The organism is Candidatus Izimaplasma bacterium HR1 (assembly GCA_000755705.1).
Classification (GTDB): Bacteria; Bacillota_I; Bacilli_A; order Izemoplasmatales; family Izemoplasmataceae; genus Xianfuyuplasma.
Window position 1 is genome coordinate 17024 of record CP009415.1, and the last position, 13883, is coordinate 30906.

16 protein-coding genes and 1 riboswitch are annotated in these 13883 nt (G+C 31.8%); all 16 genes read right to left on the reverse strand.

Features of this window, described 5'->3' with window-relative positions:
- Nucleotides 1–123: 123 nt before the first annotated feature.
- The 16 genes from KQ51_RS00080 to KQ51_RS00155 all read right to left on the reverse strand — a co-directional run bounded on the left by KQ51_RS00080 (nucleotide 124) and on the right by KQ51_RS00155 (nucleotide 13878).
- Nucleotides 124–1731: a hypothetical protein gene (locus tag KQ51_RS00080; protein WP_038467398.1), complete on the reverse strand. Its 1608-nt coding sequence runs from the start codon at nucleotides 1729–1731 to the stop codon at nucleotides 124–126.
- Entirely contained in the window at nucleotides 1724–3568 is a 1845-nt protein-coding gene (locus KQ51_RS00085; RefSeq protein WP_038467402.1) for a hypothetical protein, read from the reverse strand. The genes KQ51_RS00080 and KQ51_RS00085 overlap by 8 nt, the downstream gene beginning before the upstream one ends.
- Before the next feature lie 42 nt (nucleotides 3569–3610).
- Nucleotides 3611–3988 (reverse strand): hypothetical protein, encoded by a 378-nt coding sequence (locus KQ51_RS00090; RefSeq protein WP_038467405.1) that lies wholly within the window; start codon nucleotides 3986–3988, stop codon nucleotides 3611–3613.
- A 71-nt stretch (nucleotides 3989–4059) separates the two neighbouring features.
- A complete protein-coding gene (locus KQ51_RS00095) occupies nucleotides 4060–4569 on the reverse strand; it encodes a hypothetical protein (protein WP_038467408.1) in 510 nt (169 codons plus the stop codon).
- Nucleotides 4566–5093, reverse strand: coding sequence for a hypothetical protein (locus KQ51_RS00100; protein WP_038467411.1), 528 nt, complete (start codon nucleotides 5091–5093; stop codon nucleotides 4566–4568). Before KQ51_RS00100 ends, KQ51_RS00095 begins: the two co-directional genes overlap by 4 nt.
- Before the next feature lie 17 nt (nucleotides 5094–5110).
- On the reverse strand, nucleotides 5111–5851 hold the full coding sequence (locus KQ51_RS00105) for a hypothetical protein (protein ID WP_038467414.1): 741 nt from the start codon (nucleotides 5849–5851) through the stop codon (nucleotides 5111–5113).
- Nucleotides 5852–5880: 29 nt separating this feature from the next.
- Nucleotides 5881–6393: a hypothetical protein gene (locus KQ51_RS00110; protein ID WP_038467418.1), complete on the reverse strand. Its 513-nt coding sequence runs from the start codon at nucleotides 6391–6393 to the stop codon at nucleotides 5881–5883.
- Between the two features lie 130 nt (nucleotides 6394–6523).
- Nucleotides 6524–6700, reverse strand: a riboswitch (cobalamin riboswitch).
- Nucleotides 6701–6748: 48 nt separating this feature from the next.
- Nucleotides 6749–7192: a dCTP deaminase domain-containing protein gene (locus KQ51_RS00115; protein ID WP_038467421.1), complete on the reverse strand. Its 444-nt coding sequence runs from the start codon at nucleotides 7190–7192 to the stop codon at nucleotides 6749–6751.
- Nucleotides 7189–7701, reverse strand: a complete 513-nt coding sequence (locus KQ51_RS00120; RefSeq protein WP_038467424.1) for an NUDIX domain-containing protein — start codon at nucleotides 7699–7701, stop codon at nucleotides 7189–7191. The genes KQ51_RS00115 and KQ51_RS00120 overlap by 4 nt, the downstream gene beginning before the upstream one ends.
- Nucleotides 7698–8414, reverse strand: coding sequence for a class I SAM-dependent methyltransferase (locus tag KQ51_RS00125; RefSeq protein WP_038467427.1), 717 nt, complete (start codon nucleotides 8412–8414; stop codon nucleotides 7698–7700). The genes KQ51_RS00120 and KQ51_RS00125 overlap by 4 nt, the downstream gene beginning before the upstream one ends.
- A 111-nt stretch (nucleotides 8415–8525) precedes the next feature.
- The gene (gene fabZ, locus KQ51_RS00130; RefSeq protein ID WP_038467430.1) at nucleotides 8526–8954 is read right to left on the reverse strand and encodes a 3-hydroxyacyl-ACP dehydratase FabZ; all 429 of its coding nucleotides are present in this window, start codon (nucleotides 8952–8954) and stop codon (nucleotides 8526–8528) included.
- Nucleotides 8955–8965: 11 nt separating this feature from the next.
- Nucleotides 8966–10201, reverse strand: coding sequence for a beta-ketoacyl-ACP synthase II (gene fabF / locus KQ51_RS00135; protein WP_038467434.1), 1236 nt, complete (start codon nucleotides 10199–10201; stop codon nucleotides 8966–8968).
- A gap of 1 nt (nucleotide 10202) precedes the next feature.
- Nucleotides 10203–11291: an NAD(P)H-dependent flavin oxidoreductase gene (locus KQ51_RS00140; RefSeq protein WP_038467437.1), complete on the reverse strand. Its 1089-nt coding sequence runs from the start codon at nucleotides 11289–11291 to the stop codon at nucleotides 10203–10205.
- Nucleotides 11291–12031, reverse strand: coding sequence for a 3-oxoacyl-[acyl-carrier-protein] reductase (gene fabG, locus KQ51_RS00145; RefSeq protein WP_038467440.1), 741 nt, complete (start codon nucleotides 12029–12031; stop codon nucleotides 11291–11293). Before fabG ends, KQ51_RS00140 begins: the two co-directional genes overlap by 1 nt.
- A 3-nt stretch (nucleotides 12032–12034) precedes the next feature.
- Nucleotides 12035–12952 carry an ACP S-malonyltransferase gene (locus KQ51_RS00150; RefSeq protein ID WP_038467443.1) on the reverse strand — a complete coding sequence of 306 codons (918 nt, stop codon included), beginning with the start codon at nucleotides 12950–12952 and terminating at the stop codon, nucleotides 12035–12037.
- Nucleotides 12949–13878: a DUF561 domain-containing protein gene (locus tag KQ51_RS00155; protein WP_038467446.1), complete on the reverse strand. Its 930-nt coding sequence runs from the start codon at nucleotides 13876–13878 to the stop codon at nucleotides 12949–12951. The genes KQ51_RS00150 and KQ51_RS00155 overlap by 4 nt, the downstream gene beginning before the upstream one ends.
- Nucleotides 13879–13883 lie beyond the last annotated feature (5 nt).

Genomic DNA, 13883 nt, shown 5'->3' on the forward strand with positions numbered 1-13883 from the left:
GGCTTTTATATTTTATCAAATAAACACTATTTATTCAAGCAAAACATTTAACTTTCGTATATATATATAAGCCGTAATAAAAAGACCAAATCCATAATAGCAGATAATGGTCTTTTTGTCTTGTTATGTTGTGGTTATTTTTTTCTTTTTAATAACATATCTACTGAACTTCATAAATGGAACTAGAACTAGGAGAAAACTTCTTCCTAAACTACTAAAAACTAATTTATATTCTGTAAATATTGGTCTTTCCATATAATCTGTTGATGATGTATCAAACCTAACAAATACACTTTGATCATAAGTAGCATCCGCTTTATACTCATCGGTTTTTCCGTATAGTTCACCATCATAACATACAAGGCCATAAATACCGTCACTTAGATATGCAGACTCAATACTCAATTCCTTATCTAAGACAAACATCATTGGACTTGGATAATCATTCACAATGAAACTGCTCCTCCAAGTTGTGTAATACATATCACCACATGAAACAAGATTTTCTGTTAGTGATCTATTAATCTCTTTGTATACTCCAGCACTACTCAAATACATCTCATTATAATTTCCAACAACGATCAATTCATCATTAATATACCCAACTTCATCTCCATAATATACATCATCTTCAATAACATAATAACCTTCATATTCTTGATAGCCAATTTTACTATACAGGACATTTTTGTTCGAACGATAATCACTACTTGTATGGTAAGAATATTCATCTGTAAACACGATGTTTGTTCCATCAAAAATAGCTGTGAAATTATCATCAGTATAATTATTATTAAAGAAATATAAGTTGCCATTCTTCTCAAATGCAGTACTGATTTCGCCTGTATAAAAGACATCAACCTCTCCATCTTTATAGCTTAAAATATACTCAGAAGTTACAATATATACCTCCCCATTTATCTCATAAATTCCATGACCATCTTCATCAGAAATTCTTACATAATCACCTGTAACAGTATTTAAACTCTTACCATATAATAGTTCTTCTGTCTCTAAATCAATAACTGTAAATACCCTTTCTCCTGAGGACCCACTTTCCACTCCATTTACCTCGTATGCATATAGAATACTATCATATATTTCGATCTGAAAATATTGCCAATCATCTAAAGAAATGTTCGGATTTATTAACATAACCTCATATTCTATTTTTTCTCTTACAATACTTGAATCAATCTCAAAGTAATCAAACACATCATTCATTTTATAAAATGATTGTCTTCCTATAATCACTAGTGGCACTGAGATTACTAACAATAAAACTATATAAGCTGAATCATTTCTATACTCTACATCTAAAAAGATATTGTATAGTAATACAAATATTAAATATCCAAAAATAACCAATAGTCTTCCCCATAAAACAATATTTAGTAACATAAGTAAACTAGGAATAATCACAATCAGAGTGAACCCTAAAACTGTATTAAAAACAATATGAAATAATCTTTTATTAATTACTACTTCATCAAATGGTATTTTACTAGATACCAACGTAAGAACAGTTAACGATATAATAAAGATAACAGTGAAAATAATGGTAATAATTCTATCCAAAAACATAAAATACACAATGATATCTATGAATAGAAATGCAAAAGATACAGCCGTAAGCACAATCAAAAATCGTTTACTCATATCTTTTGGTAATAGAACGTATTGAATAACAAACACAACAATAAATAAACTTAAATAGATTATATTATACATTCTCTTCACCACCTTTGAAGACTAATTTATTAGTCCTTAAAGCTGTAAATAATAATGCACCAATTGTTAAACTTGAAAGGCTTAAACCAATCAAAGTATTTTGACTAGAATCAAACAAATACTCATCACTTAACATATGTAATATTTGTCCATCTAATTCATAAATATTCTCATCAAAAAATACAAGTTCACCCTTTGTTTCATATACCCTATACTCTTCTTTTAATATGTCGTATTCGGCATATAGAATTACCTTTTGATATTCTAAAGGTGCACCTGAGGTTACATATCCTTTTATAATATCTCCATCGATTTCAAAGTCAGTTATTTCCCCGAAATAAGAACCATCATAGATTGCTTCTAACCTTGGGAAAGACACAAAACTATCTTTAAAAACAAGTTCTTCTTCATCAAATTCACTTACCAAATTCAATTGATCTTGATTTCTTAGGAAGTACCCATTAGAGAATGATTTTGCATTTCTAAAATGAGAGATATCTTCGTATGAGCCGATGAGTTTATTGTTAGTAAAACTATTGTTATATTTATGGCTTGTTGCTGAATACAAAAAGTCATCAACACCAATATAAATAGTCTCATCACTTTGATATAAAACTCCGTTCTCATAATCAATAATTGTAAAATCATTATTAATTATTCTATAAAAATTCATGACACTACTATACCCACTACTCATCTCTGAATCAGCAACCCACGTAGTGAAAATCATATGATACTCACCATCGATAAGAACAGGGATACTTGGTTCTGAACCAAAATTGCCAGTAATTGAAAATTCATTTTCAAATGATAAACCATCAGTTAATTTGTATAAACTAAATCTATTACCTAGTTCTAATAGATTCTCTGTTTGAAGGACGTAAATCTCCTTATCTTCTTCATAAACTGAGATGAATCCTTCAAAATTATTATCGTCATTTAAAAGATTAAAATCATGATCATATATTTCTATTGTGTTTCTATCAACATCTAGATACTTAACAAATAGGTAATCATCAGTAGAAACTATCCCTGTGATTCTACCTTCTCTAAACTCATGTACTTCTTCTTCTCTGATGAAATCAGGAGTAGTTAAATTAACATCCGTGAATGGATTGTATTCTAGCGTTAATCCAAACACAAACAAGGCAATGGTTAGAATTAGTAATCTTGTAAAGTACTTATTGATACTTATGAAATGATTCTTCTGAAAGTATTCAATAATTATATATACAAGTAAAGCTAAATATAGCGTGATTAAGTATTGAAGATTAATTTTCAAGAATGAAGTAAATTCCAACAAACTTAGGTATAACAATCCAAGTATCCAAACTGTTTTAAGATTAGCAGTTATTCTTTGCTCTTTTCCTATAACTCGTGATAGATAGAGTTGGAATGTCACCCAAAATAAAATAACTAGAATACTGAATATGCTAATCAATATTAAGTTAAATCCAGTAAACTGTTGATAAACTAATACCCCCAAAAATACTCCATTTATTACCGTTAATGTAAACAGTAAATCGATCACATCAAACAAGATAATATATCGTGGATTATAACTCGTTTCATTGATACTTTGGTATCTCAATTCATACAAATATCTTAATAGGATATACCCTAAAATAGTAATTATATTGGCGCTATAAAATAAATAATTAAATTCACTATTAAGGTCTCCAATTAGACCAAATAGTAATATACTACCATATAGTATCGTAAATATTAGAAATGATTCCATAATAAAAGAAGCAACTTTTATTTCCTTATTATGTGTCTTTTTTATCTCTAAAATGGCTTGTCGTTTTTCGACAAACATAAGTATGCGTTTTTTCATTTTCTTCTCCTTTTTTTTATAATTAAAAAACAAAGAGAATTTTTAACAACGCATAACACATAATCTAGAAAAATGGCTTCTAGGTTTTAATGAATTATTTATAAAGTAATTAAGATTACTAAATATTGATTTAATTGATAATTTTACATTATATCGAAGGTTCAATAATGGAAGAATGAATGTTTTTATTAGTTCTATTAATTCAAATGTTTCATTAGTTAATACCGCTCCAAATAAAACGACAATAACCATCATTAGAATTGTTAAAGAGATTCTAACAAGAGTATAGTTCTCAATCTCTACTTGATTTGAGATAAAAGAAAAAGACATAACTACTCCCATCACTAAAACGAATATTTTGAATAATTCAAAATACTTAACTTCGCCATTTTTAGTAATTGGTGAGTTTATAAGTCTCATAGTAATCTCCCCTTTAGAACAATTATATCATAAAAAAAGAACTCTAAACATAAAATTTAGAGTTCTTTTAGTTAACTTAAACTACTTGTATTTGATAAACTAAACTGTTTTATTACTGTGGAAAGAGGTTTTAACAGAACTAATGTGGTAATAAATCCTGTAATAGCTCCTAACATATCACTTGGTACTCCTCTAAGCCAATAAGCATAGACAGGTACTTCAGTTAAAATATATTCTTGAACTCCACATAAGAATCCAAACAACATAAAGTAAAACAATGCGTAAGTAGCTGCGATATACTCGTTACCTCTAGATAGTTTATTTACAATATGGGCTAAAGATATAAGGATTATAAAAGTCCAAAGCCATAAAGTTACAGTTAAAATGGGTAAACCCATTAAAAATCTTAAACCAATGAATGATAATAGGATAATTAACGTCTTTTTGTATCCTAAATTATATGTATATATAATCAGTAGTGGAAAGACTAAATTAACTCCAACTACCATACTAAAAGCGAACTGAGAAACAACTAAGATAGCTACTAAAATAGCTATTAATGTTAAGTCTTTAGTTTTCACGAAGCCCACCTCACCAAGGTGAATTCATAATTATTTCCATCTTCTAACTCAATTAGGTCTATCCCAAATTGAGCATATTCACCGTTAATTGTGATTTGATAATACTCTTCAAAAGTTACTTGAACTGAGTAAAATGAAATAATCATTCTACCATATATATATTCTTTATCATATCTTGGGTCATGAACAATCCCTAGTTCATCAGCTACTTCATCTAATGCATCACCTAAATAAGCCTTATTTGTACAATGAGTATATGTGTTATCTAAATCATCACTTTGTGATTTGATTTTGATAACAATTTCATATAATTTATTACAAGTATCTATAACAACATCTTCATCTTCTTCTAAGTCGATAATTTGTTGTTCTAGAATTTCTAATTGATCTTCAAGATCAGAGATATTTTCTTGTAATACCTGATTGTTTTCATTTAAGGTTTTTATTTTAAGGATTTGTGACACATTAAAATAGGCTGAAAATGCCATGACTAGAACTAGTCCTTTTATCACCATATTTTTCATAGTGATACCCCCAATAATTAGTCTTCTATTTTAGTACTTACGATTCCACTTAAGTCTGTAGGATATGCTCCCATTTCACCCATATCAGTTAATGGTAATAATCCTAATTGATATTCTGTAAAATAAATTTCTTTATATAATACCACTTCATATGTTTCTCCAACTTCAAAGAAACTTGCAGGTGTTGAATACATTGAATATGAAGATTCGCTATAAATAAATTCGCTATAGTTTCCACATGAGTCTTTAACAAAGATTTCTGTTCCCCATTGAACTTGTTCAATAGTTATAATGAATTTTAAACCTGTGTTATGAGTGTAATCATTCGCTGTGATTGTAGACCAATCTTCATCAAATACTCCGAAACAATACTCTGCATCATATGCTGCCCAAGAAGCATCATATCTTTCTTTTCTGATGTCCCAGTTCTCTCTGTTAAGAGCATTCTTAATTTTGTTATTAGTTTGTGCTAACTCAGCTTCTAACTCTTCAATCCTAGCTTCAGCGTCTTCCAAGTTTGCATTTACTCCTACAACATTTGATTCTAGGTTAGTAATTGTTTCTCCAGCTGTAGTTAAGTTAGTTTGTAATGTAGTGATAGTAGTTTCTAATTCACCCATTGCATCTACTGCTGTTTGAAGATCTGTTGTTACTGTAGTGATTTTGTCTTGCAAATCTGTTACTGTGTCTTCCACTTGATCACAACCTGTTAAAGTTAGTGTGATTGCAAGTAATGCTACTAATAATACTTTTTTCATATTCTCTCTTCCTTTTCTCATTATTTAGGTTATTTATAAACTCTTGATGCAAATGGTATCTCTTCTACTCCATCTAATTTGTTAGCATACATTGCAGCAACAAAGAAATAATTAGCTAGAACGTTAGAAAAATCAAATAAAGAATCATCTATTATAGTTCCTTCTACATTAATATGGTGAAGTAATCTCACTAGGTTTTTAGATTTAGTTCGTAAAATATGTAACACACTAGCAAGTTTAGTACCATACGGTAGCACAAATAATGATTCTCTGTCTTTGGTTAAGTATGTGTATTTCTCATACTTATTAAACAACCAAGCTAATTCAAATCCTTCAAGTTTTGTGTTTTTTCTAACACATGGATTTAAATGATAGACAAGTTCTGTGATTTTAATTAATTCCTCTTTAAATTCCTTATCTTTTGTAAAGCTTACTGCTAAAGCTAGATATGATGCTATCTCATCAGTTAATAATTCAAAATCAACGATTTTCTTATCCTCATAGAGGAATGGATAGCTTAGATACTGTTTGTTACCGGGCATATAAATCACCTTTTCTGCAAAGAATTTGAGTTTTCAAGCAAAATAAAAAGGACCTAGTCCTAGGTCCATAATATACTATTCTAATACAACAAAAATTGTACTATATATAGTATCTATCTCATTACCCAGGAGAAAACTATTATTAATGGTAGGTCTACCGGCTTATTTTCATCCTACTATGCACCTTCCCGCTTATTAGCAGTGGTATTTTGCATTTCGTCCGAATTACGGTTGCTGGGACAGCTTGAGGTTTACACTCAATTCCCTGTTACGTCTTCAAAAAGACACCATCAATTATATTCAATTGCAACTAAATTTTAAACCTTATAAAGGTCATTGTCAATAGATTTAAAAACTAATTACCAGTACTACCAAACCCACCTAGTCTTTCCTTAAGAATTTCTTCTTCATCAGTAACTATTAAGTATTTTTGAAAGATTCCTTGAGCAACTCTTTCACCTTTTGGTAATACTACTTCTTTATCTGTGAAATTATATAACGAGATCATGATATGACCGTCATTATCAGGATTACCATAGTAATCACTATCAACAACACCAACGTTGTTAGAAAGCATTAAACCACGTTTTCTAGCTAAACTACTGCGAGGGTAGATGAATAAAACTTCATCATCAGTCATATATGCTTTTAACCCTGTTTTACCCCAAACAATTTTGCCAGCTGGAATAATTGTTTCTTCAATTAATGCGAAGTCATATCCCGCACTTCTTCTCGTACCTCTTTTTGGTAATTCAATGTTTAATTCTTCATAATCTTTTGCTTTTTCGAATCCCCTCACGGTGTCATCTCCTTCAGTATTCTAAGTACATGCAATTCCCTTTCAGTCCATGGAAATTCATTATTTGTTGTTACTTTTAATTGATTTATTCTAATTGCCTCATCTAGTGTTACCCACTTAGGTAAAAATCGTAGAGCTATTTCTGATTCACTTAATTTCATACCAACATACTCTTCTTCAACTTCACAAAAATAGTAATAACTTCTTTGATAGAAATATTTAGTATCATCATAAATATCATTATAGATTTGATCGGTGTAACCTAAACTTTCATTAACACTCTTAATAACGTGTCCAACTTCTTCAACTACTTCACGTCTTAAAGCTACTTCACGTGATTCATCATGTTCAATTCCCCCACCAGGGAATTTAAACTCTTTAGAAGTTTCAGAATACACCATTAAGATTTTATCGCGTTTCATGATTATTGCTCTTACGGCATTACGATAAATGATTGGTTGCGCACCAATCTTAGTTCGGCGGTTATCAAATATTTTTAATAGTTTCATTTCCTCATCACCACAATCAATGTTGGACATGTATCAAACCCATGTTCGTTTATGTATTCAACTACTGTTTGTCCTTCTCTTTTAAGTTCCTCTGTTTGAAATTCTAGAGGAATACGCTTAATCAATCTTGAAACAGTATCTTGAGGCCATTTAAAACGATCTGGTAAGTCATCATCCGCACTAGCTAAAATCTTTAATATCCAAGATTTATTACTAGCTAACGTTGTTTCTTTCTTCAAGATTTCTTGTATCGTTTTTTCTGAATACGTTTCGTGGTGAATATCGCCCTTTAGACGATCCGTTTTTGCAGCGAAATGATGAATTTTCAAATGACTTAACTGTTTGTTCGTTAAATCGTTATTTATCATTTCTGCGACAATGATGAACCCGTCATCTTTTAAAACTCTTTCCATCTCCTTAAAGAGAGGTGAAATAGCATCTAGATGATGAAGGCTATTTGATAAGCAAACAATATCAAAATATTTATCTGGGTAATCCATATGATATCCATCAATATTTCTGAAAGTTATTCTTTCATCATCAAAAGCTTCTTTTGCAAGTTTTATAGCACCATCAATCGTATCAATTCCAATAATTGATTGATAGTCGTTATAACAAGAAGTAATAAGTTTTACAAAGTTGCCTGTTCCAGTTCCAACATCAAGGATTCTAGACGCTTGTTTTTGATGTAGTAATTTGGCTAACTTCTCCATATAATCACCTATTTTCTTTAACATAAATATTATATCATAATTACCTTTTTTAGTTCATTAATTTAATTTTTTTTCAATTTGAGTAAAAGAAAAGAGCTAGAAATTCTAGCTCTATTTTCCAACTGCAAATTTTAATTCAGCTATACATGCTAATTTACCATCTACGGTAGCTTTAGCAACTCCGATGCCAATCGGACCTTTTCTTTTTGTTATTTCTACTTCTAGTAATAACTGATCACCAGGAACAACTTTTTGCTTAAATTTACATTTATCAATTCCTGCAAAATAAGCAATTTTACCTCTGTTTTCTTCTAAAGAAAGAATAATTAAAGCGCCAGCTTGTGCTAAAGCTTCAATAATTAGCACTCCTGGCATTACATGTTCTTCGGGAAAGTGTCCTTGGAACTGTCCTTCATTTGCACTAACATTTTTAATCGCCTTACATGATAATCCCGGTTCCATTTCTAATACTCTATCCACTAATAAAAATGGATAACGATGGGGAATTATTTTTTGAATCTGATCACTGTTTAATTGCATGTTTTCACCCTCTATACTTTTTTTATTAAGATAGTTGCATTATGTCCACCAAACCCTAGACTATTACTTATTGCAACATCTACTTTTTTATTTACACCACTACTTAGTGTGTAATTTAAGTCACATTCTTCTTCATCTAATTCTTTTGTGTTAATCGTTGGTGGAATGAAGTCTTCTTTTGTTGCTAATAATGCAAAGATTGCTTCAACTGCACCGCTTGCTCCAAGTAAATGTCCTGTCATACTTTTGGTAGAAGACACATTTAATTTATAAGCATGTTCTTTAAAGGCTTTTTTGATAGCTAAAGTTTCAGTTTTATCATTTAACGGAGTACTAGTACCATGAGCATTTATATAATCAACATCTGTTGGTTCTAAATTAGCATCCTTAACAGCGTTAAGCATACATTTCATAGCTCCAAGTGCTTCTGGATCTGGACCTGTTATATGATATGCATCACAAGTAGCACCATACCCAGCTATCTCACCGTATATTTTCGCACCTCTTTTTAAGGCATGTTCATATTCTTCTAAGATTAATGTTCCAGCACCTTCGCCCATAACAAACCCACTACGGTTTTTATCAAAAGGTATTGAAGCACAACTTGGATCATTTGACTTATTAAGTGCTTGCATAACATTGAATCCACCTAGTCCTAAAGGTATTAAACTACCTTCAGCTCCACCTGTAATAATAACATCATGATAACCATCTCTGATACTTCTAAAAGCATCACCGATAGAGTTTGTTGCGCTTGCGCAAGCAGTAACAACACTTGTCACCATACCGTGTAACCCGTATTTAATTGCAATTTGCCCTGCGGCTATATTAATAATTGCACTAGGAATAAAGTAAGGACTTACTCTGTCATAACCACGAGCTTTAGCTTTATCTTCTTCTCTAGCAATTGTTTCTAAACCACCAATACCACTACCATAAAAAACACCGAAACGATCTGTATCTTCGTTTTCCATATCAAAATCAGCGTCAATCATTGCTTCTTTTGTAGCAATCATTCCCAATTGAACAAAACGATCCATTCTTTTTATTTGTTTCCTACCAAAATACTCGACGAAATCAAAATCTTTGATTTCTCCACCTATTTTGGTATTGTTACTCTCAGTATCAAAGTTCTTGATAAAATCAATCCCATTAACACCATCTTTAGCGTTTTTCCACATTGTTTTTACATCATTACCAATTGGGCTTATAGCTCCCAGACCTGTAACTACTACTCTTCTCTTCATATTAATTCCCTCCAGCTAAATTCAAGTCGAGTTTACACTCATTAATGATTCTTTTTACTATCGTTTCAACTGTTTCAATCTTTTTAATCAGATGCGCTTTGGCACCTGTAAAGATTAAACCTTTATTGTCACCACTTGAGCTATTACCTAATTGTTCTGTAATACAGTAGGGGATTCCTACTTTCTTACATGTTTTTAGACAATTTACACAGTAGTTTACTTTCATATTTCCAGTTTCTAGAAATTTAGTTAAATAGTTTTTAACAGCTCTCCCAGGTAATCCTGCAGGGCTTGTAACTCTAACGATATCTTCTTCTTTAGCGTTAACTATCATTTCTTTATATTCGTCGCTCGCATCACATTCAGGTGTTGCGATAAATCTTGTAGCGATTTGAACACCATCACTACCCGCTATAATCATTTTAGCCATATCATGTCCATCATGAACACCACCAGCGGCTATTATAGGAATTTTGATTTGATATTTCTCTTCATATACTTTTACAACTTCTTTAGTGTCTTTAACTATTTCATCTAATTGCTTAACATTTCCACTTTCAAAGTCTTCTTTACTAAACCCAAGATGTCCTCCAGCTAAAGGTCCTTCACAGACGATAAAGGCTGGCATATAGTTATATCTTCGGTCCCAACTTTTAAGGAGTAATCTAGCAGCACGACCGCTAGATATAATAAAAGCTCCTTTTACTTTTGAATCTTTTATGTAAGCTGGTAAATCAACAGGAAGACCTGCACCACTAACAATGAAATCAATGTCTTGTGTTGCTAAGAATTCTGCATATTTATCATAGTCGTTAATAGCATGCATTAAGTTAACACCAAGAATACCATTAGGACTTTCTGCGCGTATTTTGTTTACTTCTTCAATTATCGCTTCTTTATTTGCTTTTAGAGGATCATTTCTAAATCCTTTTTTTAAGAAACCAACTTGAGCAGCACTTATTGTAGCTACAATACCACTATTCATACAAGCTTTAGCTAATCTACTTAAACTAATTCTAATTCCCATTCCCCCTTGGATGATTGGGAATTCAACAGTTTTACCATTGATAGTTAGCGGTTTTAACTTCATTAAATCATTCCGCCGTTTATACTTAAAACTTGTCCAGTAATATAGTCTGCACGACTAGATGCTAAGAAGATACAAGAATTGGCAATATCTTCTGGTGTACCAAATTTCCCAAGAGGAATTTGCTTCATATAGTTTTCTCGAACTTCAACTGGTAAAGCTTCAGTCATTTTTGTTTCTATAAAACCAGGAGCTACAGCATTAACTGTAATTCCGCGTGGTCCAAATTCTTTAGCAAGAGACTTAGTTAGGCCAATGATACCTGCTTTTGAAGCAACATAGTTACTTTGTCCTGCATTACCCATAATCCCCACAACACTACTAATATTAATGATTTTACCACTTCTATTTTTCATCATGTGTCTAGTTACACTTTTACACATGTTCCATGTCCCTTTTAAGTTTACGTCGATGACTTTATCAAAATCATCTTCACTCATTCTCATAATTAGATTATCTCTAGTGATTCCACTATTATTTATAAGAACATCAACTTTACCAAAAACTTTAATACTTTTATCAATAATATTCTTACAATCATCTAGTTTGGTCACATCACCAAAAATTTTAATCGCTTTACCACCTAAATTTTCAATATGTGATATTGTTTCTACAGCAGCCTCTTCATTCACGATGAAGTTAACAACTACATTAGCTTTCCTCATCCCAAACGCAATGGCTAGCTCTCTTCCTATCCCGGTATTACCGCCTGTGATCACCACAGTTTTATCTTTAAAATTCATAGTTTACTCCTCCAGTGCTAGGATAGTCTTATTTAATGATGAAATATCCTCAACATTTAATATTGTGACTTTTCGACTAATTTTCTTAACAAAACTAGACAAAGTCCTTTTTGGTCCAATTTCTATAAAGGTTGTGACATCATCTTTTAATAACTTTTCAATTTCTTGATAAAACATTACCGAATTCGTAATTTGCTTCACCATATTTTCTTTCAGACTATTTTCATAAAAGTTTCCTGTCGTGTTTAGTAAAAGTGGCTTCGTTGGTTCTGCTAATTTTACTTCCTTTAAATAGACATTAAACTTCTCTTTTGCATAAAACATTAGATCAGTATGGAAAGGGCCACTTGTATTAAGTAATATAGCCCTTTTAGCACCATTTTCCAAAGCCAATTCATTAACTCTTAAAACTGCCTTTTCAACTCCACTAATTACAAGTTGACCATATGTGTTATAGTTAGCTATTTTTACGTATCCATCAGTTGCTTCAATAATTTCTAGTAAAAGTTCAGCTTCCATTCCCAATATTGCACTCATTTTACCTTTAGTTCTGAAACATGCTTCTGTCATATAAATCGCACGCTTTTGAACTAGTTTTAACCCTTCTTCAAAAGTGAAACATTCGCTATCATAGTAAGCACCATATTCACCTAGAGATAGCCCTAAAGTATAATCAGAAGTAATTCCTTTTTCCTTTAAAACTTGTAATATACTTGCATACATTACAAACATTAAAGGTTGTGTATATAGAGTGTTATTTAACTTTGCTTCATCATTAAACATAATGTCTTTAACGTTATAACCTAAAACTAGTGTAGCTTTTTCAAACATACTTCTTACAGTTGGATATTCATCATATAGTTCTTTACACATACCTAAGTATTGTGAACCTTGCCCAGAAAACATAAAGGCTTTTTTCATTTAACTAATCCTCTATAATGCTTTGAATTTAAATAAATGTCATCTAATATCTCTTTACAAGTACGGATTTCCTTAACTAATCCAGCGCTTTGTCCGGCCATAATGCTTCCGCCATCCATATCTCCATCATAGACTGCTCTACTTAGTGAACCGAGAGTTAGTTTTTCCATTTCTTCTAAATCAATTTCTTTTTCTTTAGTTAGTTCTAAATACTTACGTGACATCTTGTTTTTAATAACACGGACCGGAGCTCCAGTACCTCTACCGGTTACAACTGTGTCTGTGTCTTTTGCTTTTACGACTCTTTTCTTGTAATTCTCATGAACTGGGCATTCATGAGAAGCTAATAACACTGTTCCGATTTGAACACCATTAGCACCTAACATAAGCGCTGCGTCAAACCCTCTAGAATCAGCGATACCACCAGCAGCAATAACGGGAATTTTTACAGCATCACGTACTTGCGGTACAAGTGTGAATGTAGTTGATTCTCCGATATGTCCTCCAGCTTCAGTACCTTCAACTATTAAAGCGTCTGCGCCGTTTCTTTCAAGTCTTTTAGCTAGTGCTACACTCGGGACAACCGGGATTACTTTGATACCCGCTTTGTGCCATTTCTCTAAATAGATACCAGGGTTACCAGCACCCGTTGTAACTACTTTAATATTCTCTTCGATAACCATATCACTAATAGCTTTAGCGTGAGGGCTCATTAACATTACATTTACCCCAAATGGCTTGTCAGTTAATTCTCTTGTTTTTCTAATCTCATCTCTTACTCTTTCGGCATCCCAACCACCAGATGCAAGGATACCAAATCCTCCTGCACTACTAACCGCTGCGACTAATTGGTGTGTAGCTATATTAGCCATTCCACCTTGTAAGATTGGATACTTACTCCCTAATATTTCCAGTAACTCACTCATATACT

Excerpts from the sequence above, each read along its gene's own strand:
- KQ51_RS00080 (WP_038467398.1), bottom strand. The coding sequence starts at position 1,731 with ATGTATAATATAATCTATTTAAGTTTATTTATTGTTGTGTTTGTTATT.
- KQ51_RS00085 (WP_038467402.1), bottom strand. The coding sequence starts at position 3,568 with ATGAAAAAACGCATACTTATGTTTGTCGAAAAACGACAAGCCATTTTA.
- KQ51_RS00090 (WP_038467405.1), bottom strand. The coding sequence starts at position 3,988 with ATGAGACTTATAAACTCACCAATTACTAAAAATGGCGAAGTTAAGTAT.
- KQ51_RS00100 (WP_038467411.1), bottom strand. The coding sequence starts at position 5,093 with ATGAAAAATATGGTGATAAAAGGACTAGTTCTAGTCATGGCATTTTCA.
- KQ51_RS00105 (WP_038467414.1), bottom strand. The coding sequence starts at position 5,851 with ATGAAAAAAGTATTATTAGTAGCATTACTTGCAATCACACTAACTTTA.
- KQ51_RS00110 (WP_038467418.1), bottom strand. The coding sequence starts at position 6,393 with ATGCCCGGTAACAAACAGTATCTAAGCTATCCATTCCTCTATGAGGAT.
- KQ51_RS00120 (WP_038467424.1), bottom strand. The coding sequence starts at position 7,701 with ATGAAACTATTAAAAATATTTGATAACCGCCGAACTAAGATTGGTGCG.
- KQ51_RS00125 (WP_038467427.1), bottom strand. The coding sequence starts at position 8,414 with ATGGAGAAGTTAGCCAAATTACTACATCAAAAACAAGCGTCTAGAATC.
- fabZ (WP_038467430.1), bottom strand. The coding sequence starts at position 8,954 with ATGCAATTAAACAGTGATCAGATTCAAAAAATAATTCCCCATCGTTAT.
- fabF (WP_038467434.1), bottom strand. The coding sequence starts at position 10,201 with ATGAAGAGAAGAGTAGTAGTTACAGGTCTGGGAGCTATAAGCCCAATT.
- KQ51_RS00140 (WP_038467437.1), bottom strand. The coding sequence starts at position 11,291 with ATGAAGTTAAAACCGCTAACTATCAATGGTAAAACTGTTGAATTCCCA.
- fabG (WP_038467440.1), bottom strand. The coding sequence starts at position 12,031 with ATGAATTTTAAAGATAAAACTGTGGTGATCACAGGCGGTAATACCGGG.
- KQ51_RS00150 (WP_038467443.1), bottom strand. The coding sequence starts at position 12,952 with ATGAAAAAAGCCTTTATGTTTTCTGGGCAAGGTTCACAATACTTAGGT.
- KQ51_RS00155 (WP_038467446.1), bottom strand. The coding sequence starts at position 13,878 with ATGAGTGAGTTACTGGAAATATTAGGGAGTAAGTATCCAATCTTACAA.